Genomic DNA, 26,147 nt, shown 5'->3' on the forward strand with positions numbered 1-26,147 from the left:
CAAAGGCTAAAACTGCCGGTCGGTGGTATATCTAACCAGATCTTCAAGTGCATCTCTTGTATCGGCTACAGGAAAGCTATGTAATAATGCCAAAGCTTCATCTCTGAAAGAAAGCATTTTACGTGTTGCATAATCTATTCCGCCACATTCGTTAACTGTGTTAATAACAAATTTTACTTTTTCAGGATCACGGTTCTCATTTTTTACGATATAAATAATTTTTCTCCTGAGTTTGGATTCACAATTATTCAAAGTATATATAAGCGGCAAAGTGAGTTTTTTTTCTTTTATATCATTACCTGTTGGCTTCCCCACATTTTCGCTGCTATAATCAAAAAGATCATCCTTTATCTGGAATGCCATGCCTACCTTTTCACCAAATTGTTGCATTTTTTCTATATTTTGATTATCAGGAAAGGTAGTGCTGGCTCCTGCCGCACAGGCTGACGACAGCAACGAGGCGGTTTTCCCTTTTATGATATTAAAATAAATATCCTCGCTTAAGTTCAGGTTCCTTGCTTTTTCTATTTGCAACAATTCACCTTCGCTCATCTGTCTTACTGCCTCCGAAAGTATTTGTAATACCTTATAGTCGTTATTGTTCAGAGATAACAAGAGACCTTTGGAAAGCAAATAATCACCCACCAGTACCGCTACTTTATTCTTCCAGAGCGCATTTATTGAAAAAAAACCCCGCCGTTCGGGAGATTCGTCAACAACGTCATCATGCACCAATGTGGCTGTGTGTAATAGTTCAACCAGTGAAGCGGCCCTGTATGTAGTATCAGTTATGTCTCCTCCCAACCTGGCGCTTAGTAATACAAACATTGGCCGCATCTGTTTGCCCTTTCTTTTCACGATGTACTGCATAATCCTGTCGAGCAAAGGAGCATTACTTTTTACGGCTTTGCTAAAGTATTCTTCGAACTTTGTTAAATCTTGGTCTATTAATTGTATAGCTTTCTTCATTAAAAATTTCAAACAGTTGCAAGATATGGGAAAACTAATTGGTAAAGGAAATGCAGCATAATGAATAAAGTTTTTGTCATAAGAGCGGTTTGATCAAAAGAAAATAGATAGCAAAAATTTGGTATTTCATTATCAATGAGTACTTTTGTGGTTATATTTTTTTAAAGGGAAACATTAAACAATTTAAAATTTTACCTATGGTAAGCAAAAAGCTAAAATTGCTCTTAGCCCTTGTAGGACTAATGCAGATCTCATCTTATGCACAAGATGGTACTACAACAACTACTGGGTCTTCAACAAGTTCAACCGATGCAAGCTGGGCTTATGACTCTAGTAAAGTATCGAATACAACTCAGTATAACGAATTTGTAAATTATCAGAATCCTTATCCGGCAAAGCCACGCGGGATGTGGGAATTATCAGTACTTGGTGGCAATGCAATTATCATTGGCGACCGCCCTATATTAGCTGATGGTTATTCAGGTGGATTTGCAGGTGGTGTTGCAGCCCGTTTCGCATTAAGCCATGTATTCTCTACCAGGGTTGGTTATGTAGCCAGCATTCAAAAGATACCTGGATATAGGAATTATATCCCGTATAGCTCCAACACAACGCACATGTTGAACTTGGATTTGATTGCTTCACTAAACACACTCAGCTCTTTCAGAGGCAATCCTAAAGTAAACTATTATGTATTTGCCGGTTACAGCATTGCTGCTTCTCAGGTTGCCGCTGGTAATCCTGATGATGGAATTTTCTCAGCAACAGGACCGGTTCGTTTCGATCTTTATCAGAAAGATTCAAAGAACTTCATCTCTACTTTCCATGAAGATGATAATGGCAACAAAAACCAGGCATTATATCACAATTTAGCTTTTGGTGCTGGTATCGATTTCAGGATCAGCCCAAGAATTACATTTGGTGTTGAAGAAAGAATCGTAGCTCCGCTTACAGGCATAGATATGTTAGACGGTTACATCAACCAGTCTGGTTCTGTAAGAGGCGGCGCAGATAAATTCGCTTTCTCTACAGCTAAAATAGCATTTAACCTTGGCAACTCTGCTACACACACTGCACCTTTATGGTGGGTTAATCCTAACAACTACCTGTACAACGAAGTTGCCACTCCAAAGCACATGAAACTTCCTCCGGTTGTTTTACCTGATGCTGACGGCGACGGTGTAACAGACCAGTTTGATATGGAACCAAGCACTCCTGCAGGTTGTGCAGTTGACGTAAAAGGTGTTAGCCTTGATACAGATGGTGATGGCGTTCCTGATTGCAAAGACAAAGAAAAACTTACTCCTCAAAATTGCTTCCCTGTTAATGCTGACGGCGTAGGTACTTGTCCTGAACCAGAATGCTGCAAGAACATTCAGCCAGCAGTTCCGGTTTGCGCAATAGGCAGCTTACCAAGCGTACAGTTCAAGAGCGGCAGCGCTAAATTAAGCAGCACTGCTACTTCTTTACTTGACAACGTAGCTCAGCAATTACAGGCTAATCCTACTTGTAAAGTTAAACTGGTTGGTTATGGTGCTTCTGATAAGAGAGCTCAACAGCTTAGCTGGGATCATGTAAATGCTATCAAGACTTACCTTACTGAAAAACAAGGTATTTCTGAAACACGCGTTATCTTTACTTACGGTATGGATGGCTCAGCAACAACTGTAGATTTAGTTCCGACTACAGAAGAAGGTCCAAACACAGTTCCCGCTCCTCACCCAAATCTTAGAAAAGGTTAATAATAATCTTTCAAATAATAAAAAAGCCGCTGAATTCAGCGGCTTTTTTATTGAAATTAATTAACCTTTAAAATATAACTGCAACACCAAAAAATATTACCTTTGCCGCTCAAAAAAATTTCAGGATTTTAATATCGCTGAAATGAAATAACTAATAATAACTTATATGGCTGATTTAAGATTACAACGAAATTTTGGAATTGCTGCTCATATTGATGCCGGCAAAACCACCACCACGGAACGCATTCTTCGTTATACCGGCATGATTCACAGGATTGGTGAAGTTCACGAAGGTGCTGCAACAACCGATTGGATGGAACAGGAAAAAGAAAGAGGTATTACCATTACCTCTGCAGCCGTAAGCTGCCAATGGAACTTCCCCACACAGCAGGGAAAGCCTACTGCTGATTCTAAAAAATATTATTTTAATATTATTGATACTCCGGGCCACGTTGATTTTACCGTAGAAGTTGAACGTTCTATGCGTGTACTGGATGGCTTGATTGCCTTGTTCTCTGCCGTTGACGGTGTGGAGCCTCAAAGCGAAACCGTTTGGCGCCAGGCAAACCGCTATGGCGTACCCCGCATTGGCTTTGTAAATAAAATGGACCGCGCCGGTGCCGATTTCTTAAATGTTGTGGCCCAGGTAAAAGAAATGCTCGGTGCCAAGAGCGTTCCCTTACAGTTACCAATTGGTGCAGAAGATAACTTTAAAGGAGTTGTTGACTTGATCCAAATGAAGGGTATAGTTTGGGACGACGCTACAGAAGGCATGACCTATGCTGAAATCCCAATTCCTGAAGATATGAAGGAAGACGTGGATTATTGGAGAGGGCAATTAATTGAAGCTGTTGCAGAATATGATGAAAAATTGTTAGAGAAATTCTTTGATGATCCTGATACAATAAGCGAAGCGGAAGTACATGAAGCAATCCGTAAAGCAACCATCGATTTGAGCATCGTGCCAATGATGTGTGGCTCATCTTTCAAAAATAAAGGTGTGCAAACTGCTTTGGATGCTGTATGCCGTTATCTCCCTTCTCCGCTTGACCTTCCTGATACAGTGGGTACCGATCCGGATACAGGAGAAGAAATTACACGAAAATCAGATCCAAAAGCTCCTTTTTCTGCATTGGCTTTCAAAATCATGACTGATCCATTTGTAGGAAGACTTGCTTTCTTCCGCTGTTACAGCGGTCATCTTGACGCAGGTTCTTATGTAAGAAATATGCGCAGTGGTAAAAACGAGCGTATCAGCCGTATTATGAAAATGTTTGCCAACAAGCAAAATCCTGTTGATTTTATTGAGGCCGGCGATATAGCTGCTGCTGTTGGTTTTAAAGAAATAAAAACAGGCGATACATTATGTGATGAAAACAATCCTATCGTCCTGGAAAATATGTTTATTCCGGAACCGGTAATTTCGGTTGCGGTTGAACCCAAAACCCAGGCAGATGTTGACAAGATGGGCCTTGCCATTTCCAAGTTAGTGGAAGAAGATCCTACACTGCGCGTAAAAACTGATGAAGATACAGGCCAGACAATTCTTTCAGGTATGGGTGAATTACACCTTGAAATTATTGTTGACCGTATGAAACGTGAGTTTAAAGTGGAAGTAAACCAGGGTAATCCGCAGGTTGCCTATAAAGAAGCCTTCACCAAAACCATTGAACATCGTGAAGTGCTGAAGAAACAAACCGGTGGCCGTGGTAAATTCGCTGACATACAATTTGAAATAGGCCCCGCAGACCAAGAATGGCTGAAGGAAAATGCCGGTAAATCGTTCCAGTTTATAAATGACATTTTTGGTGGTTCCATTCCGCGTGAATTTATACCTGCTATTCAGAAAGGTTTTGAAAGCTCAATGGGCACAGGCGTACTGGCGGCTTACCCCATGGAAAGCATGAAAGTGCGCATCTTTGATGGTAGTTTCCACGCAGTTGACTCTGACTCCATGAGCTTTGAGCTTTGTGCCAAATCCGGTTTCCGTGAAGCTGGTAAAAAAGCTAAACCGGTTTTACTTGAGCCCATTATGCGGGTTGAAGTGGTTACCCCTGATCAATACATGGGTGATGTAACAGGCGACCTTAACCGCCGGCGTGGCTTATTGGAAGGGATGGACAGCCGTGGCAACGCACAGGTTATTAAAGCCAAAGTTCCTTTAAGTGAAATGTTTGGTTATGTAACACAGTTGCGCTCATTGTCATCCGGTCGCGCAACCTCAACTATGGAATTCTCACACTATTCTCCTGCTCCAACGAACATTGCTGAAGAAGTAATTGCAAAGAGCAAGGGCAAAGTAAAAATAGAAGATTAATCAACATTACATAATCACACATATAGGCCGGCTTGTATAAAGTCGGCCTATTTTTTTGTGTACGCGAAAAGATTAAAACATTTTAAACCTTTCAAAACAGGCTTTTTCCAAACCCTCCCTGTCATCCGGGTGTGCAATGTTTATAAGCGCTTTTGCACGTTGTTTTAAATTTTTTCCAAATAAATAGGCCACGCCATATTCAGTTATCACGTAATGTACATGCGCCCTGGTAGTAACAACACCTGCACCGGGCTTAAGCATTGGTACAATACGGGGAATGCCTTTCGCCGTCCGGGAAGGAATAGCAATGATGGGCTTCCCGCCTTCACTTAAGGCAGCGCCACGCATAAAATCCATCTGGCCGCCAACGCCGGAATATTGATAAGTTCCAATAGAATCGCTGCACACCTGCCCGGTTATATCAATTTCTATTGCGCTGTTAATGGCCACCATTTTATTGTTACGGCGTATAACATGCGGATCGTTTACATAATTTATTACAAGAAAAGCAAAGGCAGGGCTGTCGTTTATATAATCATACAATTGTTTAGAACCCAGCGCAAAAGAAGATACAGTTCTGCTTGGGTGAATCTTTTTATACTTATTGTTTATGATATCTTTTTCAACCAGCTTTATAATTCCATCAGAACACATTTCTGTATGCACGCCCAAATCTTTATGATTGGTGAGCGAGCTTAATACCGCATCGGGTATGGCACCAATGCCCATTTGAAGCGTGCTTTTATCTTCAATAAGCCCGGCAACCAGCTCTCCTATCACCTGCGTTTCAGGACCGCATTTTTCTGAAAAATTCGCTTCATGCAAAGCATCTTCGCAATAAATCATTGATGTAAAGCGGCTGCAATGTATCATACCGTCGCCATGTGAGCGCGGAGCATTCGGGTTTACCTGTGCAATAATATACCTGGCATTGTTAATTGCGCTTTTGGCAATATCAACAGAAACACCCAGTGAACAATAACCATGCGCATCCGGCAGTGATACGTGTACAATAGCCACGTCTATTGGCAGAATATTCTGGTCGAAGAGGGTTGGTATCTCGCTGAGAAATACAGGCACATAATCGCCATAACCTTCATTAACCGCCTGCCGCAACGCAGCCGATACAAATAATGAATTAAGCCTGAAACTATCTTTTAGCTCAGGCTTATTTATATGCAAATCGCCATAAACGCTTATAGAAATAATTTCAACATTACGCAGCCTGTCTGCTTCCCCAGCAAGGTGTTTTAAAAGATAGGTAGGCGTATGTGCGCTGCCATGAATAAATACACGATGGTTACTTTTTATTACAGACAATGCTTCTTTAGGCGTTACAAAATGCACTGGAATTTTCATGATAAAATTTGCTGTAAAAATATTTAATAGCGATAACTCTTATATGACGAGCATCATTACTGCTGTAAATAAGGCTATTGATTTAATAAAATGGAAATTATTATAGGCGAATAATTGAATGCTTTATCAGCGAATATCAATCAATAACAAGGTAATTTCACGTAATCCCTGAGATTATAAAAGTGCGCTTATTTTTTCAGCAAGCTCTATATCTTTTTCTGTAACAATATCACCGGCATCATGTGTGTTTAACCATATCTCTACTACATTGTAAACATTTTTCCATGCCGGGTGATGGTTCATGCATTGTGCCTCCATGGCTGCGCGTACCATAAATGCAAAAGCTTCAGAAAAATCATCAAACTCAATTCTACGATATAATGTATTGTCATTCTGAGACCAGCCCCGGGGAACTTTCATACTTATTGTTTTCTTATTTCCAGCAATTTTTTTACCAACCTGTAAAATAATGAATTGAAGGTAAATTATATTGATGTATTAAAAACAAACAGGCCGCCGGGACCGGCAGCCTGTCAAACTTCGCTACTATTTGTTTTTAAAAATTATAAGCAATGCTAAACCTTAAATTTCTCGGAGCTTCTGCCTGCCAGTAATAAGCGCCTGACCAGGAATAATAAGAACCGCTATATAAATATTTGTTGAGCATATTAAACACATTTGCCGTAACTCTTATTTTATCGCCTTGCCAGAATAATCCGCCATCCAGTTTAAAATAATCAGGCAGTTTAAGGTGCGCTGCATCAGAAACATCATCATTAGTATGCCTGTCTGCCAGCCATGTAAATCCTATGGAAGCTCCTACACCTTTCAATGCACCACCCTGCACTTCGTAATTGAGCCAGGTATTAGCCGTATGTTTTGCAAAACCCGGAACATAATCGCCAACCTCTAAACCGCCATCTTTTGAAGCTTTAGACACCCTGGAATCTGTTAAGGCATAATTTGCAATAAGGCTAAGGCCATCTGTTATTTTACCACGCAAATCGAATTCAATACCCTGTGCCCTTTTTTGGCCAATGATAATAGATGTTGGGTTGGAAGGGTTTGAATTGGGATCGCTTGTTACTTCATTATTTTTAAGAATGCGATATACAGCTAATGTCGTATTCCATTTGCCGTTAGCCCAATCTCTTTTTATACCAAACTCAATATTATTGCCGGTTAAAGGTTCTACTTTACCACCATTGGTTAACCTGCCCGCAGCCTGCGGAATAAAAGCCTGGTCATATAAACCATAAAGAGCGGTTTCCCTGTTGATGGAAACACTAATACCGGCGCGTGGTGTAAAGTGTTTAGCCTCATCGGCCGGATCGCCCCAGGCCGACTGGCTGAGATAAGTGTAACGACCTGCTAACGTTAAGCGAAGCACATCGTTAAAAAAGCCTAATTCATCCTGTATATAAACACTCGTATAACGGGAATTTTGCAGACCGCCAATGGCAGTAGCTCTTTCCTTCAGTGTTGACATGCTGTGGTCAAAAGATGGATAGCCGTTTGGAGGTATTCTGTTACCGGGATCGAGCGTATTAAATTCGCCGCCAATGCTGTCTAAATCAAAGCTCTGTCCCCAATCAGCCCAATATTGTTTATTGCTCATATCAATACCGCCAAGAATACGGTGACGAATATTGCCAGTATAAACCTCGCCGTTTACAAAAGCCTGTGCCATAGTCATATTGCTTAAGGCATCCCAGCTTGCTACGTTCCTTATCATTGTGCCATCATCATTAACTGCAGTCGGCCATAGGGAGGAGCCTATTTGCTTGTAATAAAAATAAGCGCCCTGCATGGTTAGCTTCCAGTTTTTATTTAACTGATGCTGCATATTCAGAAACACACTGTGGTCGTCAATGGTTGTGGGTTCAAGGCCCGGAGGTAATGTTGTGAAATCCCGTGGCAGTGTTGCAAAACCCTTTGTAGAAAACACATAGTAAGAGCCTACATCGCTCATTTTGGCATGCTGCAAAGTATATTCAAGCGTAAGTTTTGTTTTATCATCTACCTGGTAAGAAATAACCGGTGCAATGCTGTAGCGGTTATTGAATTCATCAGGACGAAAAGACCCTTTATTCTGGCCCATAAGATTAAGGCGATACAGCAATTTCCCATCCCGGCTAAGCTTGCCGTCGAGGTCAAGCGTTGCGCGGTATAAATCGTAACTGCCCAATGTGATTTCTGCAGCACCTTTTGTTTGGCCGGTAGGTTTTTTGGTAACCACATTATATAAACCACTTGGATCGCCGCTTGAAAGCATAAACCCGGCGGGTCCTTTCACAAATTCAATATGGTCAACAAAACTCATATCTTCTGTAAGCGGTCCCCAATAAGAGTTAACGACATTGAATCCGTTTCTAAAAGCTTGCAACTGTGAACCGCGGGAAGTGATATTTGCGTATAAATCGCCCCAATGTTCAAGCCTTACCGCCCCGCTTACGTTACGTACAACGCCATCGCTCATGCTGATTAGCTGCTGGTCTTTCAGTGTTTTACCCGTAACCACCTGTATGTTTTGAGGCAATTCCAAAATGGATGTTGTAACGCGAAGGCTTGAAGAAGGCCTGTTGGTTTTATAACCGCTGCCCGTTCTCACAATTACCTCCTGTAATTGTTTATCCGATACCTGCAATTGCACAGAAATATCTTCTGTTTTATTAGCAACAATTATTACATTTTTTGAAATGGGTTCATATCCTACTAAAGAAAACTCAAGCTCGTAATTACCGGGCTGAATATTGCGGATAATAAAATAACCATCCTCACCGGAAATGGTGTTTTTCCTGGTGTCTTTAACTCTAACCGAAACCATAGCAGCCGGGTTATTATCTGAAGTAGTAATTTTCCCCTTAATGCCGCCTAATCCTTCCTCATTCTCTTCATCCAGCGCCCATGCGCCATGCGCTGTTAAAATTAAAAGAATTGCAAAGAATATCTTTTTAATCGATTGCTTATCCATATATCTCATCTATAAATTTGGCTGCAAAATTCTGCCTGTACGAGTGATAAGCTTTATTAGATCGGGAAACAAGTTTACGCAATCGGGAAAGGAATAATTATATTATTAAACGATAATTGAAGTTTTACAAACGATGCCTGAAAAGAATAAGAAGTTAATAGAATTAACATTTCCTATTGTAAAATGGTATCTATTTTGGAATTTTAATGCCTTAAAAAATATAGTACCTGATTGTTAACTTCAAAATCTCGGATACCTTATGAAAAAGAAAATCTATGTAGTTTTCGAAGCCTTTACTATCGATGGCAAACCTATTTTGAGAAATGATTCGGCGTTTTGGCTTGAGCAAAATGCAAAGGAATATGCCAGCACTCAAAATGATATTTACAGGAAAGCCAATATAGATGCTTCGTATAATATTATGCCCTTGGATATCAGTGATATTCCATCGGAGAATTAATACTGTTAAACAGCAAAGCTGTAACCAAAACTGATTATGCTAAAAACGCTCTCTAAATTGCCTTAAACCATTATACAGTTGATGATTCTTTTGAAAAGCTGGCTGGCTATGCACATAAAAATCTTCCGTAACATTGCAGATGCTTCAAAAAACATATAGCATTTATTCTGATGATTTGAATGACGTGCAGTTATTTATTGAATACGGCAAACGACATATTGCATGCTGGTGCAAAAAAACCGGTGATAATGTATTAAGGGCTTTTGAATTTTTTCAATACAGCAATCTTTCATCGATGAATTTTGAAGAGCTTATCGATAATGCAAAACTGCGTTCAAGATTGTTGACGATGCCCGTTGCCGGCACCAGCTTCTTCTGGAATACAGATGAAGTTTTATGTATTCCAAAAGAAAAAAATGATACAGCATTTTTACAGCAGAATTTTAATTTGCTTAAAGGCTGCCTGCCCGCCTCCACTATATTTGCTGAACAAGCTACCCCCTGCACCATAGCCTGGCGTTTGGAAAATGATAAGCAGGATATTGCAAAAAAATGTTTTGCATATGCAACATTTACACATCCCTTTGTTGCTTTATTAAATTCGCTGGAGTATACAGATAAAAACATCATCTACCTGTTTTTTTATCCGCGTTATTTTACGATTTGTTTATTTAAACAAAATAAACTGCACTATTTAAACTTAGCTGAATACATTACACCTGAAGATGTATTATATTTTATTTTGAATTTGTGCAAGCAATATGAAGTGGAAAAAAATGCAGCCATACAATGTGGCGGATTTATAAATAATACTTCCAAACTTTACGAAACTTTATACCAGTATCTTGAAGGGTTTCAATTGCTCCATATTGATGAAACCTCTTTTGCCGGAGACGAGTTTAAAGAATACCCGGCTCACTATTTTACACCTTATATAAATTACGCTGTATGAGGATAATTTCAGGATCACTGGGCGGAAGAAAAATTCATCCTCCTTCAAAGATGCCCTATACAAGGCCAACAACAGATGTAGCTAAGGAAGGCCTGTTTAATATTCTGCAAACAAGAATAAACTTTGACGGCGCTAAAACGCTTGATCTTTTCGGAGGAACAGGCAGCATAAGTTACGAGCTTGCATCAAGGGGTGCTTCAAACCTTACTATTGTTGAAAAAGATGCGGCGATGTATGCTTTCATTAAAAAAAATATTGAATTGCTTAAAATTGAAAACGCCCAGGTTTTAAAAATGGACGTATTTAATTTTCTTGCTGCCTGCAACGAACAATATGATTTCATTTTTTCCGGCCCTCCTTATGCCTTAAATACGATTGATGAATTGCCCAAAATAATCGTTGAAAAAAACCTTATTGCAGAAGATGGCTTTTTTGTTTTAGAACACACACCACGCAACGATTATGATAAATATAAAGGCTTTAGTTTTAAGAGGAATTATGGAACAACCCTATTTAGCTTTTTTACCCCCGCCCCATAAAGAGTTATGTAAGTTGCCTGGCTAAAGCAATATTTGCTACCCGCTGGAAACTATATAAATGTGAGATTGAATACATTGAAAGCCTATAATTAAAATACCTTGAATAATATTTTTTGAATTATAAAACTCTTTTCGGAGATGGGGCAAACAATATTCATAACAGGAACAGGTACGGATGTTGGTAAAACGGTGGCTGCTGCAATACTTACAGAAGCACTGGAAGCAGACTATTGGAAGCCAGTGCAGGCCGGGTTTGATGCCGGCACAGATTCAAGTTGCATTCAATCTTTAATCAGCAATTCCTATACAACCATTCACCCTGAAACATATAAATTAAAGCTTCCGGCCTCACCGCATATTGCAGCAAGAGAGGAAGGCATTAAAATTGATTTAAGTGAGATTGAAAAAGAGTATTTAAAAATAATTAATAATCGGGCTTTAACTCACCACCTTGTTATTGAAGGTGCAGGCGGCTTAATAGTCCCTTTAAATGAAAATGAATTTGTGCTTGATCTCATAAAAAAGCTAAAAGCAAAAGTTATTCTGGTAAGCCGTAATTACCTGGGCAGTATTAATCATTCTTTATTGACAGCACAGGTTTGCAAAGCGCATGATATTGATGTATTAGGATGGGTTTTTAATGATCATTATATGAATTACGAAGATGAAATTGTGCAATGGAGCGGATATAAAAAACTTGCTTCATTGCCCTTTACAAATAATGTTACCGCAGGCTTTGTAAAAGAGCAGGCAGCAATACTTAAAAGCAATTTGATTTTTTGATACCGCTGTTCCCCCTACTTTAAATATCCTTTACAGTATCTTTGATTATTGCATTACCGGCAAATAATATGAATTTAAACGCAATCTTCCTGCGGTCATTCCGCATTTTATTGTTACCGTTTTCCTTATTGTATGGCCTGGCGATTGTTGTTCGCAATTTTTTTTATAATAAAAAAATCTTTCAATCAGCCTCGTTTAACCTGCCTGTAATTTGCATTGGCAATCTTTCATTAGGCGGCACAGGTAAATCTCCAATGGTGGAATATTTACTGGAACTGTTACATGATAAATATGCAACGGCAACATTAAGCCGCGGTTATAAACGTAAAACAAAAGGTTATGCGCTGGCCAATGAAAATACAAATGCTATTGATATTGGCGATGAGCCCATGCAGTTTTATACCAAATTTCCTGATGTAGCCGTTGCCGTTGGAGAAGAAAGAATTGTAGCCATACCACAATTGCTGCATGATAAACCGGGTATCCAGGTAATTATATTAGATGATGCATTTCAGCACCGTGCTATAAAAGCCGGATTAAATATTTTGCTAACAGTGTATGATGATTTATATACGGACGATTTTTTCTTTCCCACCGGCGATCTGCGCGACCAGAAAGTGTCTGCCAAACGTGCCGATATAATTGTTGTTACAAAATGCCCGCTAAATCTTTCAGCAGCTGAGAAAGAAAAAATTATTCAGCAGTTAAATCCATTAGAAAACCAACGGGTTTTCTTTACAGCAATACAGTATCAAACGCCTTATCACATCATCAGTAAAAATAAAAAGCCTGTTTCGCTAAACGATGAGGTTTTATTGGTTCACGGTATTGCCAATCCGCAACCGTTAAAGAACTACATATCAGAAATAAGCGCAGCTTACGATGAAGTGAGTTATAGTGATCATCATATCTTTTCAATTGACGATTTAAAAGATATCAATAAAAAATTCACGAAGATCCAATCAAACAATAAGCTCATCATTACAACAGAAAAAGATGCGGTGCGGCTGCTGAAATTTAAAGAACAACTGCTGAACATTCCCCTATATGTATTGCCTGTGAAACCGGTTTTTTTATTTGACAGCGCTGAAGTTTTTAACAACACAGTTACTGACTTTGTGAATAGTTTTAAAAAAGATGATATTGAAACCGCAATATGATTTCTATGTAACGTATATTGACGGACTGATTGAACTGGCTGCTGCAATAATATACAAGCTATGAAAAATAAAACCGGCGTAAATGTTGTTCAGGATGAGTAATGATATGGAGTTGAAGTATTGCCACGCAAGGAAGATGCCATCAGTTCATTTACCGGCACCCAAAACAATTTCAATCAACTCATGCAATGCGTGATAATTTAATGAAGTAAAAGCAATGAAATTAAGATGAAACGTAAACATTCAAAGCACCAGTCTTCACAGGCCTATATGTTGAAAGGCACGCTCGATATTGCAAGGAGCGGTTTGGGTTATGTGGTTATAGCCGATGGCAGCGGTGATGTGCTCGTGAGGCCAGACAGTTTTAATAATGCATTGCATGGAGACACGGTTCGCGTAAAAGTGTTTAAAGAACATCCTGTAACCGGTAAAAAAGAAGGTAAGATAACAGAAGTTGTTTCAAGATATCGTACAGAATTCATTGGTGTTTTACAGGTATCTGCAAAAGCTGCATTCTTTATTGCAGATACTGACAAGCCCATGCCTGACTTTTATATTCCTTTCGATAAATTAAATGGTGCAAAAAACAAGGATCATGTAAGCGTGCGGCTGGTGCGCTGGAATGCTGAAGACAAAAAACCAATTGGTGAAGTAATAAGCGTAATAAACGAGGAAGATATAAACAATATGGCCATGCAGGAGATAATTGCAGAAAACGGTTTCTCCTTATCATTTACCGATGAAGCTGTTAAAGAAAGCAGGCAACTGAATGGCGATATAACAGAAAAAGAAATTAAGAAGCGAAAAGATTTTCGCGATGTGCTTACGTTTACAATAGACCCCGTGGATGCAAAAGATTTTGATGACGCTATATCAATCAAAAAAATAAAAAAAGATATTTATCAAATCGGCGTTCATATTGCCGATGTAAGCCATTTTGTTAAGGAAGGTTCTGCTTTGGATGAAGAAGCTTATACACGTGCCACATCAGTGTATTTGCCTGATCGTGTAAACCCTATGCTGCCCGAAAATATTTCCAATGTTTTATGTTCGTTACGCCCAAAAGAAGATAAATATACTTTCTCTGCTGTGTTTGAAATGAACACAAAAGCTGAGGTGAAAAATATGTGGATCGGCAGAACGATTATTCATTCTGATCACCGCTTTACTTATGAAGATGTACAGCAGGTAATTGAAAACTCGGAAGGTTTATATAAGGATGAGATTTTATTGCTGAATGGCATTGCACAGAAAATGCGCAGGCAGCGTTTTAAAAATGGTGCTATCAATTTTTCTTCGCAGGAAGTACGTTTTAAATTAGATGAACATGGCAAGCCAATCGGCATCGTAATAAAAGAAAGCAAGGAAGCGCATCAACTGATTGAAGAGTTTATGTTGCTTGCTAACAGAACAGTTGCCAAATATGTAAGCGATATAAGGGCATCAACAAAAGATGTGGCATTTCCTTACCGTGTGCACGATGAACCAGACAAGGAAAAACTTATGCCGTTTGTAGAATTCTCCAGGAAATTCGGGCATAAATTCAACATGAGCTCACCTGAAAAAATTGCGGCCAGTTTTAACCAGCTATTAAAAGATGTTGAAGGGAAACCGGAGCAGCATGTGCTGGAGCAGTTGGGCATTCGTACTATGGCAAAAGCTGCATACAAAACGGAGAACATCGGTCACTATGGTCTGGGTTTTGAAGATTATTGCCATTTCACTTCACCCATCCGCCGTTATCCGGATGTAATGGTGCATCGCATTGTAGCAAGCTGCTTAAAAAAGAAACCTATTGAAGATAAAAAGATGGATGAGAAATGTGCGCATTGCAGCGAACGGGAACGGGCAGCAATGGACGCTGAACGCGCAGGTAATAAATATAAGCAGGTAGAATTTATGCAGCAGTTTTTAGGCGAAGAATTTGAAGCTGTGATCAGCGGCGTGGCGCGCTTTGGTTTTTGGGCAGAAACAGTTGAACATAAATGCGAAGGTTTGATAAGCATACAGGATTTAAATAATTTTGATGAATTCAGGCATATTGAAAGCGATTATAGTTTGGTAGGCAGGCGAAGCGGCAAACAATTTCGCATGGGCGATAAAGTAACCATACGTGTTGTGGCTGCCAACCTTGATAAAAGACAATTAGATTATGAGTGGGTGAATAATAATGCTTCAGGTGCAGACAGAAAAACCAGGAAGCAGAAAAAGAAAAACAAAAAATAAATTGTCAGCACAAAGTTCCGCCTAATACTTTTCCCATACATTCGTTAGCATTCGCTCAATGGCCTTTCTTACAGCCTGGGCGCGGCCCGCATGATTATTTATTAAAACAGAAAATATAACCAGCCTGCCGCTTTTACAATTTAGGTATCCGCTTAATGCAACTACTCCGTGTATAGTACCTGTTTTGCCAAAAATATTATCGCCTATATTAACGTATAAACCTTCAAGCGTGCCGGTATTACCCTTTGGCAGAATATTATGTATGCGCTCCAGCCCGAATTCATTTTTCATTTTCAGAAGCAGCGTAACAAAATCTTCCGGCGTAAATAAATTGAAATGGCTGAGACCGCTGCCATCAACCCAGGATGGTTTTTGCGGTAAATCTTTGTAATCAGTTTTTAATAAAGTATCAATAACAGCAGCATCATTCATAAAGCCTAGTAATTCGTTGCTTACCATCAGCAGGCTTTGTTCTGCATAAAAATTATCACTGCGGTACATCATGGGCTTCAGCATAGAATCGAGTGGCTGTGAATACAGCTTTTTATAGTTGGAATAAGATGTTGGCAGGTTATTGTTTATCGTCCATTTATTGTTGCCGATTATTTTTACGGTTGAATGAATACCGTTGGTGATAAAAGGAACTTCATCTGTCCAGCTAATATTCTGCAGGGGATAATGAATGTTGAAAGAATCAGAATTAAGCATTCTTACAACGGAAGGCCTTTTAAGATTGGGACTGATATGATATGATACACCATCTGTAACCGCCGGGATTTGTGAAAAATTCGCCTGCTGTGTCAGGCTGTCAAGTGTAAATGTTGTGTGGGCAACATTACCATACACAGGCATAGGGCTTCGCTCAGCCATATAATAATACCTGTAATCGTCCCAGCTCCAGCCTTCGCCCCAGCGGTCTTCTTTCCAATATGCATCCGCAACAGAAACCGGTTTATTATTAGCTTTTAAAAAATTCAATACAGGATTATTTGTAAAATCCATATACAGTAAAGTTGGATCACCAGTAGGCAGCAGGTATAAGCTATCCGGTGTTTCGTAATAACGCAAGCCAATAATGCTATCGTCAAGATGTTTTAACGCAGCATAGCAGCTAAACAACTTGGTATTGCTTGCCGGCATAAAGTAATGATCGCCCTGGTAATTATAGATATAACGATTAGCTGAGGCATCGTAAATACATACGCCTGCATGTGCATTTTTTATAGCAGCATCCTGCAAAAAACTTTGCTGCGCCCGGTTTATTTTTTTTGACGGAGAGCAAGCCGTAAAAACAATGAGTAACAGGCAGCAGGATACAAAGCAATTTTTTAGCATGCAGCAAAATAAAAAATAACTGTTATAAAAACTATGTTTCGAATAACAGTTATAAAATCGTCTATCGCATGCTTAATAATTCCACATCAAAAATAAGAGTAGCGTGCGGTGGGATGGCGCCGCCTGCGCCCCTTGCACCATAGCCTAATGCAGAGGGTATAAACAGTTTCCATTTGCTGCCAACCGGCATAAGCTGTAAAGCTTCTGTCCAGCCGGGAATTACCTGGTGCACGCCAAAGCTGGCAGGCTGCCCCCGTTTGTAAGAGCTGTCGAAAACTTTGCCGTTGATGAGGCTGCCTTCATAGTGAACGGTTACAATCGTATATGGTCCCGGCTTATCGCCTTTCCCTTCTGTAATAACCATGTATTGAAGGCCGGATGGCAATGTAACAACGCCTTCCTTTGAAGCGTTTTCAAGCAGGAAAGCTTCCTGCTCTTTGGTGTTTCTCTGTAGCATAGCTTTTAGTTTTTCCTGTAAACTCATAAGAAATTTATTTAACAAATGTAGGATGCAGCAACGGGTAATATTATAAAAAATGAAGGTGTTTATTTTGATAAAAATTATTGCGTTTTTACTGCATCATATATTTTCTGGCCCGGATTGGCAATCATAGTTTTCATGTCAGGCGCCAGTTGAAGCTGGAATAAAATTTCATGAAATGCTGCCATATCATCCTGGAAATATAATCTGGCCAGCGGATCGAAATTGCCATTCATTTTACGCACGAGATTTTCTATGGCTGCCACATTGCTGCCATATTTATGGCCGCTCATCTTTGGCAGACCTATATCCATTAAAACTTTATCTGTAAAAAATTGCGTTGCGCCTTCGCTTAAAAAATCAGGGTTATCGGTTTTTCTTGTAAAACTCCTGAACCGGTTGCCCGACATTCTATGCATGCTCTCATGCAAAGCGCTTCCAAGCGTTGCATCTTTCGGTAAGTTAATCGTATCATTGGAACGTTGATAAAAACCACCAACACCTGCAATCTCTTCCCTCGTGCCGGCATTGGTTCCCTGCTTTACAGCCCGGTGCCAGGCATTGGCATCAAACCTGTCCCGCCCTTCTTTTGACCCGGTATAATCATCTGTATAATTATGTTCGTATGTTTTATATACGCCGGGTTCAGTAATGCTTTTGGGCTTAAGTTTTATATAACCGCTCAGGCCGCTGCAATTAGCAGCCACGCTGGAAAATGTATCCAAAGCCATTGGCGTATCACGGTTTATTGTACTGCCGGTATTGATTGCCTGTTTAAAAAGCGCACGTGATAATTCGCATAGATTTTTTCTTGCTTCATCAAAATCACGATTTAATTCTTCCAAATATTTAGTTGTTTCTTCAGGAACACCAGGCGTTGCTTCAGCCTTTTCATCTGCCGGCTTTAATTGTAATGCAGGTGAAAAGAACGGCTTTTTTTGAAGTGGATTATTATTAAAGAATTTGCTTGTTCTCTTTGATTGATTTTGAGCGGCAATATGTTGGATGGTATAAACCAAAGCCAATAAAATTAATGGTGAAATTAATTTTATGAGGAGAGATGCTTATGCAATATAACAAGGATATGGATAAGTTGGTTTAAAATAAATTTTCTGCGAAATGCCGCCGCGGACCTGGTAATTTTAGCAACCAACTGACCACGTTACTGTTTCGATTTATCAATATATTCTTTCAACACTGCATTTTTTTTGCATCGTATGGCGCAAAGTCGCCATAGTATATATGTTGTAATTAGCCAACAAAAAATAACAAGCAATCTTTCATATTTTCATGAAAGGTTAAAAGCAATTTCAAATTCAATAGCAAAAAATCAACTCAGTTAAACAACCCCACACTCACTTCCACATCGGGATTATCCATTAAAAACGAAGCCATTTCTTCATTCATGGTAAAACCTTTATCAGTTGTATTTAATACTACTTCAAGGTTTTCCTGCGATTCCCTTATCCTGAATTTTAAAGAAGATTTGCCAGGATTTGCTTTTACATTATGCTCAACGAACTGTACAAATTCACTGGTAAGCGAAGCCGGTTCAATACATATTTCAAGATTGCGTGTAAGGTTCATTTTGGCCGTCTCCAATAAATTTATAGCCACAATCTTAAACTCATAATCTTCGCCATTATAACGAGGCTTAAAATAACCATAGATAAGCAGGTTATTGCCCTTCTCTAAGTAGTTCTTAAACTTTACATAATCATCACTCCACAACATTAGTTCCGCTTTGCCGCTGAAGTCCTCAATAACCATTGAACCAAAATTTTTTCCATTACGTGAAATGCGATGCTGTGCATCGGTAACCAGGCCTGCGATGCGCATATTTTTTTCGCGATTGGCGGCAGCTAACATATTGGATTCTTTTATCTCACAAAAATCAGCAAGTTTCATTATGCCATAATACTTCAATTCAAATTTGAAATGATCGAGCGGGTGCCCGCTCATAAACATACCGGTAACATCTTTTTCTTTATCCAGCTTTTCTGTCAACGACCATTCGGGACAGTTGGGCAAAACCGGCGTTGCAATAGCAGGCATAACCGAATCGCCAAATAAGGTATTTGTTTGTGTTTGTTTATTAGCCTGGAAAACGTTGCCAAATTTTATAATGCGCTCAATACCTGTAACCGTATCATTCGGCATGGCATAAAAATATTGCGCCCGGTGTATTTCGGGGAAACAATCAAAAGCGCCGGCATGCACCAAGCTTTCGAGGGATTTTTTATTTACGGTACGCTGGTTAACACGCTTGATAAGATCGAAGACATCTTTATAAGCGCCGTTTTTATTACGCTCTTCAATAATGCTTTCAATGGCTGCTTCACCCACACCTTTCAGACCGCCAAGCCCAAAACGTATTTCGCCTTTTTTATTAACAGCAAAACCTTTCAGTGATTCATTAATATCAGGGCCGAGCACTTTTAAACCCATGCGCTTGCATTCTTCCATAAAGAAGGTGATCTTTTCAATAGCACCCGCATGGTTCAATACTGCCGCCATGTATTCGCTTGGATAATGCGCTTTTAAATAACCTGTTTGATAGGCTACAAAACCATAGCAGGTAGAGTGTGATTTATTAAATGCATATTGCGCAAATGCTTCCCAGTCTGTCCACACTTTTTCAAGAATGGCCTTATTATGGCCTTTGGCAACAGCGCCCTCCATGAACTTGCCTTTCATCTTGTCCAGCGTCTTGCGATCCTTCTTTCCCATTGCTTTGCGCAATACATCTGCATCGCCTTTTGTAAAGCCGGCAATTCTTTGCGAAAGCAACATCACTTGTTCCTGGTACACCGTAATACCATAAGTTTCTTCGAGATATTCCTGCATATCAGGAATATCATACGTTACTTCTTCCCTGCCATGTTTACGCGCAACGTATTGCGGAATGTAAGCCATCGGGCCGGGACGGTATAAAGCGTTCATTGCAATAAGGTCAGCGAATTTATCCGGCTTTAATTCGCGCAAATATTTTTGCATGCCCGGGCTTTCAAACTGGAACGTGCCATTTGTTTCGCCGCGTTGATACAACAAAAATGTTTGTTCGTCATCAAGCGGAATACTATCTAAATCAATTTCTATGTTATGATTTTGTTTGATGAGTTCCAGCGCTGTTTTTAAAATGGATAAAGTTTTCAAACCGAGGAAGTCCATTTTAATAACACCGGATTCTTCTATTGTGCTGCCTTCTATTTGCGTAACCCACAAATCAGAATCTTTGGCTGTTGCAACCGGGATCAATTCCGTTAGATCTTTTGGCGCAATGATGATACCGGCGGCATGAATGCCCGTATTACGCACACTGCCTTCTAAACGTTCTGCTTCACGCAATACCTGGCCACGTATATCATTGCCTTTATAAATCTCCCGAAGCCGCTTAATGTTCTCTAATTCTTCAGCGCCATATCCTTCTTTATCTTCAATTGATTTCTCTCCTTCTTTCGCCTCCTTTGAAGTAAGCGGCGCTGTTAACACACGGCCAAGATCAGTGCCCGGCCTGTCGGGAACCATCTTTGCCAAAGCGTTACTTTCAGCCAATGGCAAATCCATCACACGTGCCACATCTTTAATGCTCATCTTCGCCGCCATGGTACCGTAAGTAATGATCTGCGCCACCTGGTTTTTGCCATATTTTTCAACTACATAATCAATTACCTTTTGCCTGCCTTCATCATCAAAATCCGTATCAATATCCGGCATTGATTTACGGTCGGGATTCAAAAATCTTTCAAACAGTAAGTTATATTTTATCGGATCTATATTGGTAATGCCAATGCAAAACGCCACCACGCTACCGGCAGCAGAACCACGGCCGGGCCCGATAAAAACGCCTTTTTCGCGGCCGGCTTTTATGAAGTCGCTTACAATTAAGAAGTAACCAGCGAAACCCATTGTTTTAATAGTGAATAATTCAAAATCCAACCGCTCACGAATTTCTTCTGTTATCTCGCTGTAGCGTTGTCTTGCACCTTCATAGGTTAAATGATGGAGATAATTCCATTGATTGAGGTTGCTGTCGTCTGTTGTTTGAAATTCTTTTGGAATGGGAAATGCAGGCAGCAAGATATCTTTCTTCAAATTCAATACTTCAACCTTATCTACGATGGCTTGTGTATTGTCTAAAGCATGCGGAACATCTTTAAACAAATCGGCCATTTCATCCTGCGTTTTAAAATAAAACTGGTCGTTCGGGAATTTAAAACGACGGTTTTTTATTTGCAGTTCATCGTTCACAAAATCATCAAAACCAGGCGTGCTTTGTTTTTCACCGGTGTTGATGCAAAGCAAAATATCATGTGCATTAAAATCATCACGGTCTGTATAATGGCTGTCATTCGTGGCAATAACAGGCACATTATATTTTTTCGAAAACTTCAGCAAAGTATTATTAATTATTTCCTGCTCTTTAATGTTATGCCTTTGCAGTTCTATGTAATAATCATCGCCAAATAAATCAAGCCACCATTTAAATTCTTTTTCCGCAGTTTCTTCCCCATCATGCAAAATGGTTTGGGGCACATAAGCCCCGATGCAACATGTGGTGGCAATTAACCCTTCATGATATTTTTCAATCAGTTCTTTATCAACACGCGGATACTTGCTATACATGCCTTCAATAAAACCAAGCGATGTAAGCTTTACAAGATTGGCATAACCTTTTTTATTTTTCGCTAATAAAACCTGGTGATAACGTTCATCTTTTTGCTCTTTGGAAAATGTTTTACGATGACGGTCGGCCACTACATAAAATTCACAACCAACTATAGGTTTTACAACAGGTTCAAGAATATCTTTTCCTTCCGCTGTTTTACCAACAACCTTTGTATTATTCCATGCCTGTTTTACAAATTCAAACACGCCAAACATATTACCATGATCTGTTATGGCCAATGCAGGCATGCCGAGCTTTCCGGCCTTTTTATATAAATCACTTATGGAAGCTGCACCATCGAGCAAAGAATATTGTGTGTGAACATGAAGATGAGAAAACTGCATGGTTATTCCGGATTTCTGATTTTTGAATGCTTGTTTTTCGGTTGGCAACCAGGCCATCAATTGTTACCAATAGAACCAACAAATTTCCTAAATATAAAGCAATGGCGTTTTCAGGGTTATCCACATTTTGCAAATCGTTAAAGAAATGCATACAATTTATGCACTTTAATGCTGTTATTAGAAATGGATTTCTATATTGCGTCCAGCCGATGAAAATAAGATTAACACAAATAATTAGCCTGCTGTTAATTTTAAGTAGTTGTAAAAGCCTGCAGCGTACCACCTCACGCAATAACGCCAGTGCAGCACAAACAACGGCTTCAAAAAAAACGGCTTCAAAGTTTCTAAATGAAGTTGCTATCAGGCCCGGCGAAAAAAATTCAAATTATATTGTTCATTCGTCTCCTGCATCGGGCAGCACAAAATCTGTAAATAGCAACAGCTCTTCATTCAACCTTGAAAAAGCCGACTGGCTGCAGGTAAAATATGCGATAATGACTGATATGCCCGTTGAACAACTTAACAATCTTACGCTTTTAAAGCAGATGGACCACTGGATGGGCACACGTTATTGCCTTGGGGGAGATGATGAAGATTGCATTGATTGTTCTGCCTTTACCCAAACATTGCTGCATAGTGTGTATGGTATTGATATACCGCGCACAGCCAAAGAGCAATTTACTTTTGCCACCCGTATTGAAGACAGGGATTTAGAGGAAGGCGACCTGGTTTTTTTTAGAACCGGCCGCTCCATTACGCACGTGGGTATGTATGTGGGCAATTATAAATTTATTCATGCTGCTACAAGCACGGGCGTTGCTATTACCGATTTAAATGATGCCTATTGGGGCAGGAAATATGCGGGAGCAGGAAGAGTAATGCATTGATATCCTCAACATCAGATTTAAATTCTTTTCAATACAGGAATTGCAGCCATCCCTGCAGCATCGCTTAAGGTTATGTGCTGAATATCGCCGGGAAAACTAAAACGGTAACTTTTTCGCGTAACATTGCCAATAACGGAAAGCGCCGTATTACCCGTATACTGAAACATAACGGTTTTTACAGGCTGAATGCTTTGCAAAGAACTTTGTTGCGGCACAACAGCCGCCAGGTTAGGATCAATTATTCGTTGTTGCTTAAAAGCGGTTCTTTTTTTACCACAATTACACATAGGTTAGATATTTTGAGTTCTTATTTAATGTTCACTATTTCTTACTAATCAACCAATCAATTTGTTTTACAACTATAACACCATTAATCTTCATAATAAGTTGGCGTTTCATTATCCTTATCTTTTCCTGATGTTGCCTGTTCCAGCAATGCTGCTGCTCCGGAAAGCGCCAGCCAGGCCAAGATCTTTTCAATCCAGTTTGTACCAAGCCATAATCCAAAAGGTAATGCTATCCAAATGCTGAGGCAGTAAAAGCAATCCAGCATTTTTCCGAAAAAACCATAGCCGGCTTTCTTTCTTATGTGAAAGATTATATCAAAAGGTCCGTCTTCCTTGTTCAATAAATGTGTTATTCGCCATACGGCAAAAACTGATAAAATAAGATAAAGAATATTCATCCGGATATTTTTCAGCAGGTTTAAATACTAAGCTAAGTAACTATTTATTTGATCGCAACTTTTTATACAGGGGAAGCAGGAATAATTATTTTTTCCAATCCTGTATGCGTGTTTTTGCAACGCCAACCAAATGCATGGCATCCGGAGTGAGTTTGAGCAGAAAAATGCCGGCAATTAAAATACCTGAAAATAACGCAGAGCGGATGATGATGCCCGTCCATCCTTCTATGCCACTGAATAAAAAATAGGTACCTGCTACGGCAATTACCCCAAGAACTACAGCATACAAGGTTTCCGTATTAAAGGGCTGCATGCTGAACTTTCTTCTTAAAAATTCATAACGGATAAAATTATATACCACCTGCGATATAATTTCTGCATAAGCCGGGCCTATTATACCATATTTTTCAATAAAGAAATATGCCAATGGAATGCGCAGGGCCAGCAAGATAACGTTGGTATAAAATTCAAATTTCCACAACGTAGATGTTGTAATAATCACCGAATTTACACCGGTGCCTGCATCAATAATTTTGGCAATACCCAATATAAGAACAATACCCAGTCCCGCCGCATATTCGTTTTGAATATGCAATACAGTAATGCCCTGCGCAACATTCAGCCAAACATTGCCAAACACAAAAACGGCCAGCAAGAGCATGTTAATGCTGGAACGATGATATACCCGGTTAATAGTTTCGAAATCTTTATCTTTCCATGCCCTTGACAAAACACCGGTTGAAATAGAGGTTAAACTTCGCTGCGGTATTTCAATAAAATTGGCCACATAAGAAGCCAGGCTGAATATAGCTGCATCTGCCAAACCCTGCTTACTTGCTATTAAAAGATCGCTGATGGTAATAGCAACTGCATTTATGCAAACGCCTCCGAAAACAAAGAGCTGAAGGCCCAGCATTTTTTTATAGAACTTTTTTGTAACCCGGCTTATGCTGAATGAAAAATGCAGGCGGCCCGTTTTCCAGAGAAAGATTATAAGTATAACAGCTATTATTATGTACAACGAAGAAAAGAGGTACATGAACTGATTGAAATTGATCAACTGGAAATAAAAAAGCACAATAAATAAGGTAGTAATGATCCTTAAAACTGTTTCCTTTAAAGCATTTGTTATAACAGATGTTTGCAGGGCCCAGGCATAACTTTCCAAAACAGAAAACACCAGGAAGCCAATACTAAACGGAAACACCAGGAAATAAAACGGAAGAAACAAACCGGAGTGTTCGGAAAATTTTCTTACAACATACGGTTCGAATATAATGCCGCAGGCAGAAACCAAAATGCAGCCCGCTAATGATACAAGGCAAACCAAAGTAAGCAGATCGTTCTTTTTATCGGGTAAATTATCTTTATAATATGGATAAAATTTATATAAAACCGGTAATGAACCGAGGCTTGCAAAAGCAAAAAAGTTTTGCGCAAAGTTTATGAACAAACGTGTTACGCCATACTCTTCCTGAGTAAAAGAGCCGTTTTTTGTATAGAGGTAAGTATTGAAAGCGCCAACGGCAAAGCCAAAATAAACAATTAAGCTGGATTGAATTGTCTGCTTTCTTATACCCGCCATCTATTAAAATTGAAGCGCAATGCTACGTAAAAGTGAATTAATTTTTCCAGTTACCTAATAATCTTCTTAACACAATTATTTCTCCGGTGTGATAACTGGTGTGATCAGCAATAAGCATTGCTTCCCGCAACATGCTTTGTCCTGTGCCATGCTCGAAGGGTTTAAATATGTTGGTAGAATTAGTAAGTAGCCCGATAAAAGCATCAAGGTCGGCATTTATTTGTTTGATGCAATTATCCCACGCAGCCTTGTTTTCCGGCACTGCCGCATGCGGCCAATAATCGGCAGGCCAGTTTAATTCTTTGTAGTTTTCATTGGCTGAAAAGTCAAGAATATCTTTTTGAGTGATGCGAATGTGTTCAGCTATTTGCCAGATGCTGTAAGGTAACCCCGGTGCTTTTTTCCCAAGGTCATCAAAAGGTATATCCTGTATGGCATCATTAAAAGAAACATGTGCATTACCTTTTTTTAAAAGGAATACCAGTTCATCTAAAAGATTTTGTTGTTCAGGAATCTGCATGATTATTTATTTGATTAGTTAGCAAAAGCCTTGCCTAACAAAAAATACTTAACATAAAGCAAGTTTATAACCCGCACTTTAATAATCAATATAACCAAATATATAAGATATATGCAGATGGTTCGCGTTATATGGCAAAACAAAAGCCCCGCGTTTGCGG

21 protein-coding genes are annotated in these 26,147 nt (G+C 39.5%); 9 read left to right on the forward strand and 12 right to left on the reverse strand.

The genetic code is table 11. The features are described from left to right. Positions 1 to 6: 6 nt before the first annotated feature. Positions 7 to 969 (reverse strand): polyprenyl synthetase family protein, encoded by a 963-nt coding sequence (locus ACTHN6_RS10715; protein ID WP_440435756.1) that lies wholly within the window; start codon positions 967 to 969, stop codon positions 7 to 9. 197 nt (positions 970 to 1,166) lie between these two features. On the opposite strand from ACTHN6_RS10715, the gene ACTHN6_RS10720 reads away from it, so the two are divergent. After that, the gene (locus ACTHN6_RS10720; RefSeq protein WP_440435757.1) at positions 1,167 to 2,711 is read left to right on the forward strand and encodes an OmpA family protein; all 1,545 of its coding nucleotides are present in this window, start codon (positions 1,167 to 1,169) and stop codon (positions 2,709 to 2,711) included. A gap of 166 nt (positions 2,712 to 2,877) precedes the next feature. Beyond that, positions 2,878 to 5,028 carry an elongation factor G gene (gene fusA / locus ACTHN6_RS10725; RefSeq protein WP_440435758.1) on the forward strand — a complete coding sequence of 717 codons (2,151 nt, stop codon included), beginning with the start codon at positions 2,878 to 2,880 and terminating at the stop codon, positions 5,026 to 5,028. A gap of 72 nt (positions 5,029 to 5,100) precedes the next feature. Here fusA and ACTHN6_RS10730 read toward each other — a convergent pair whose 3' ends face one another. The 3 genes from ACTHN6_RS10730 to ACTHN6_RS10740 all read right to left on the reverse strand — a co-directional run bounded on the left by ACTHN6_RS10730 (position 5,101) and on the right by ACTHN6_RS10740 (position 9,361). Beyond that, positions 5,101 to 6,387 carry an acetyl-CoA hydrolase/transferase family protein gene (locus tag ACTHN6_RS10730; RefSeq protein ID WP_440435759.1) on the reverse strand — a complete coding sequence of 429 codons (1,287 nt, stop codon included), beginning with the start codon at positions 6,385 to 6,387 and terminating at the stop codon, positions 5,101 to 5,103. A gap of 174 nt (positions 6,388 to 6,561) precedes the next feature. After that, positions 6,562 to 6,807 carry a 4a-hydroxytetrahydrobiopterin dehydratase gene (locus ACTHN6_RS10735; RefSeq protein ID WP_440435760.1) on the reverse strand — a complete coding sequence of 82 codons (246 nt, stop codon included), beginning with the start codon at positions 6,805 to 6,807 and terminating at the stop codon, positions 6,562 to 6,564. Between the two features lie 136 nt (positions 6,808 to 6,943). Next, positions 6,944 to 9,361: a TonB-dependent siderophore receptor gene (locus tag ACTHN6_RS10740; RefSeq protein ID WP_440435761.1), complete on the reverse strand. Its 2,418-nt coding sequence runs from the start codon at positions 9,359 to 9,361 to the stop codon at positions 6,944 to 6,946. Positions 9,362 to 9,620: 259 nt separating this feature from the next. On the opposite strand from ACTHN6_RS10740, the gene ACTHN6_RS10745 reads away from it, so the two are divergent. The 6 genes from ACTHN6_RS10745 (at position 9,621) to rnr (ending at position 15,481) form a co-directional block, all read left to right on the forward strand. Beyond that, complete coding sequence (locus ACTHN6_RS10745; RefSeq protein WP_090653676.1) at positions 9,621 to 9,821, forward strand: hypothetical protein; 201 nt, start codon at positions 9,621 to 9,623, stop codon at positions 9,819 to 9,821. A gap of 139 nt (positions 9,822 to 9,960) precedes the next feature. After that, positions 9,961 to 10,773, forward strand: coding sequence for a DUF3822 family protein (locus tag ACTHN6_RS10750; protein ID WP_440435762.1), 813 nt, complete (start codon positions 9,961 to 9,963; stop codon positions 10,771 to 10,773). Beyond that, positions 10,770 to 11,312: an RsmD family RNA methyltransferase gene (locus ACTHN6_RS10755; RefSeq protein WP_440435763.1), complete on the forward strand. Its 543-nt coding sequence runs from the start codon at positions 10,770 to 10,772 to the stop codon at positions 11,310 to 11,312. Before ACTHN6_RS10750 ends, ACTHN6_RS10755 begins: the two co-directional genes overlap by 4 nt. A gap of 138 nt (positions 11,313 to 11,450) precedes the next feature. Then, entirely contained in the window at positions 11,451 to 12,095 is a 645-nt protein-coding gene (bioD, locus tag ACTHN6_RS10760) for a dethiobiotin synthase (protein ID WP_440435764.1), read from the forward strand. A gap of 68 nt (positions 12,096 to 12,163) precedes the next feature. Then, the gene (gene lpxK / locus ACTHN6_RS10765) at positions 12,164 to 13,255 is read left to right on the forward strand and encodes a tetraacyldisaccharide 4'-kinase (protein WP_440435765.1); all 1,092 of its coding nucleotides are present in this window, start codon (positions 12,164 to 12,166) and stop codon (positions 13,253 to 13,255) included. A gap of 228 nt (positions 13,256 to 13,483) precedes the next feature. After that, entirely contained in the window at positions 13,484 to 15,481 is a 1,998-nt protein-coding gene (gene rnr / locus ACTHN6_RS10770; protein WP_440435766.1) for a ribonuclease R, read from the forward strand. 21 nt (positions 15,482 to 15,502) lie between these two features. Here the strand turns inward: rnr and ACTHN6_RS10775 are convergent, their stop codons facing one another. From ACTHN6_RS10775 to dnaE, 4 genes are all read right to left on the reverse strand, one after another. After that, a complete protein-coding gene (locus tag ACTHN6_RS10775; RefSeq protein WP_440435767.1) occupies positions 15,503 to 16,816 on the reverse strand; it encodes a D-alanyl-D-alanine carboxypeptidase/D-alanyl-D-alanine-endopeptidase in 1,314 nt (437 codons plus the stop codon). 61 nt (positions 16,817 to 16,877) lie between these two features. After that, positions 16,878 to 17,318, reverse strand: a complete 441-nt coding sequence (locus ACTHN6_RS10780) for an FKBP-type peptidyl-prolyl cis-trans isomerase (RefSeq protein WP_440435768.1) — start codon at positions 17,316 to 17,318, stop codon at positions 16,878 to 16,880. Positions 17,319 to 17,377: 59 nt separating this feature from the next. Beyond that, positions 17,378 to 18,316, reverse strand: coding sequence for a hypothetical protein (locus ACTHN6_RS10785; protein ID WP_440435769.1), 939 nt, complete (start codon positions 18,314 to 18,316; stop codon positions 17,378 to 17,380). Between the two features lie 316 nt (positions 18,317 to 18,632). Next, positions 18,633 to 22,310: a DNA polymerase III subunit alpha gene (gene dnaE, locus ACTHN6_RS10790; RefSeq protein WP_440435770.1), complete on the reverse strand. Its 3,678-nt coding sequence runs from the start codon at positions 22,308 to 22,310 to the stop codon at positions 18,633 to 18,635. Between the two features lie 209 nt (positions 22,311 to 22,519). Between dnaE and ACTHN6_RS10795 the strand changes: the two genes are divergently transcribed. Then, on the forward strand, positions 22,520 to 23,197 hold the full coding sequence (locus ACTHN6_RS10795; protein WP_440435771.1) for a C40 family peptidase: 678 nt from the start codon (positions 22,520 to 22,522) through the stop codon (positions 23,195 to 23,197). Positions 23,198 to 23,214: 17 nt separating this feature from the next. On the opposite strand, the gene ACTHN6_RS10800 is transcribed toward ACTHN6_RS10795, so the two are convergent. From ACTHN6_RS10800 to ACTHN6_RS10815, 4 genes are all read right to left on the reverse strand, one after another. Continuing rightward, complete coding sequence (locus tag ACTHN6_RS10800) at positions 23,215 to 23,484, reverse strand: hypothetical protein (RefSeq protein WP_440435772.1); 270 nt, start codon at positions 23,482 to 23,484, stop codon at positions 23,215 to 23,217. Between the two features lie 83 nt (positions 23,485 to 23,567). Further along, on the reverse strand, positions 23,568 to 23,882 hold the full coding sequence (locus ACTHN6_RS10805; RefSeq protein ID WP_440435773.1) for a DUF1360 domain-containing protein: 315 nt from the start codon (positions 23,880 to 23,882) through the stop codon (positions 23,568 to 23,570). An 85-nt stretch (positions 23,883 to 23,967) separates the two neighbouring features. Beyond that, positions 23,968 to 25,467, reverse strand: coding sequence for a lipopolysaccharide biosynthesis protein (locus ACTHN6_RS10810; protein WP_440435774.1), 1,500 nt, complete (start codon positions 25,465 to 25,467; stop codon positions 23,968 to 23,970). A gap of 37 nt (positions 25,468 to 25,504) precedes the next feature. Next, positions 25,505 to 25,987 carry a DinB family protein gene (locus ACTHN6_RS10815; protein ID WP_440435775.1) on the reverse strand — a complete coding sequence of 161 codons (483 nt, stop codon included), beginning with the start codon at positions 25,985 to 25,987 and terminating at the stop codon, positions 25,505 to 25,507. Positions 25,988 to 26,147: the final 160 nt, after the last annotated feature.

Origin of the sequence: Parafilimonas sp., assembly GCF_051953455.1 — a bacterium.
Lineage (GTDB): Bacteria > Bacteroidota > Bacteroidia > Chitinophagales > Chitinophagaceae > Parafilimonas.

What these genes read in the sequence shown, in the direction of transcription:
- ACTHN6_RS10740 (WP_440435761.1), bottom strand. Translation starts at nt 9,361, where the DNA reads ATGGATAAGCAATCGATTAAAAAGATATTCTTTGCAATTCTTTTAATT.
- ACTHN6_RS10775 (WP_440435767.1), bottom strand. Translation starts at nt 16,816, where the DNA reads ATGCTAAAAAATTGCTTTGTATCCTGCTGCCTGTTACTCATTGTTTTT.
- ACTHN6_RS10755 (WP_440435763.1), top strand. Translation starts at nt 10,770, where the DNA reads ATGAGGATAATTTCAGGATCACTGGGCGGAAGAAAAATTCATCCTCCT.
- ACTHN6_RS10815 (WP_440435775.1), bottom strand. Translation starts at nt 25,987, where the DNA reads ATGCAGATTCCTGAACAACAAAATCTTTTAGATGAACTGGTATTCCTT.
- ACTHN6_RS10730 (WP_440435759.1), bottom strand. Translation starts at nt 6,387, where the DNA reads ATGAAAATTCCAGTGCATTTTGTAACGCCTAAAGAAGCATTGTCTGTA.
- ACTHN6_RS10745 (WP_090653676.1), top strand. Translation starts at nt 9,621, where the DNA reads ATGAAAAAGAAAATCTATGTAGTTTTCGAAGCCTTTACTATCGATGGC.
- rnr (WP_440435766.1), top strand. Translation starts at nt 13,484, where the DNA reads ATGAAACGTAAACATTCAAAGCACCAGTCTTCACAGGCCTATATGTTG.
- ACTHN6_RS10715 (WP_440435756.1), bottom strand. Translation starts at nt 969, where the DNA reads ATGAAGAAAGCTATACAATTAATAGACCAAGATTTAACAAAGTTCGAA.
- ACTHN6_RS10750 (WP_440435762.1), top strand. Translation starts at nt 9,961, where the DNA reads ATGCTTCAAAAAACATATAGCATTTATTCTGATGATTTGAATGACGTG.
- dnaE (WP_440435770.1), bottom strand. Translation starts at nt 22,310, where the DNA reads ATGCAGTTTTCTCATCTTCATGTTCACACACAATATTCTTTGCTCGAT.
- ACTHN6_RS10720 (WP_440435757.1), top strand. Translation starts at nt 1,167, where the DNA reads ATGGTAAGCAAAAAGCTAAAATTGCTCTTAGCCCTTGTAGGACTAATG.
- fusA (WP_440435758.1), top strand. Translation starts at nt 2,878, where the DNA reads ATGGCTGATTTAAGATTACAACGAAATTTTGGAATTGCTGCTCATATT.
- ACTHN6_RS10795 (WP_440435771.1), top strand. Translation starts at nt 22,520, where the DNA reads ATGAAAATAAGATTAACACAAATAATTAGCCTGCTGTTAATTTTAAGT.
- ACTHN6_RS10800 (WP_440435772.1), bottom strand. Translation starts at nt 23,484, where the DNA reads ATGTGTAATTGTGGTAAAAAAAGAACCGCTTTTAAGCAACAACGAATA.
- ACTHN6_RS10810 (WP_440435774.1), bottom strand. Translation starts at nt 25,467, where the DNA reads ATGGCGGGTATAAGAAAGCAGACAATTCAATCCAGCTTAATTGTTTAT.
- bioD (WP_440435764.1), top strand. Translation starts at nt 11,451, where the DNA reads ATGGGGCAAACAATATTCATAACAGGAACAGGTACGGATGTTGGTAAA.
- ACTHN6_RS10735 (WP_440435760.1), bottom strand. Translation starts at nt 6,807, where the DNA reads ATGAAAGTTCCCCGGGGCTGGTCTCAGAATGACAATACATTATATCGT.
- ACTHN6_RS10805 (WP_440435773.1), bottom strand. Translation starts at nt 23,882, where the DNA reads ATGAATATTCTTTATCTTATTTTATCAGTTTTTGCCGTATGGCGAATA.
- lpxK (WP_440435765.1), top strand. Translation starts at nt 12,164, where the DNA reads ATGAATTTAAACGCAATCTTCCTGCGGTCATTCCGCATTTTATTGTTA.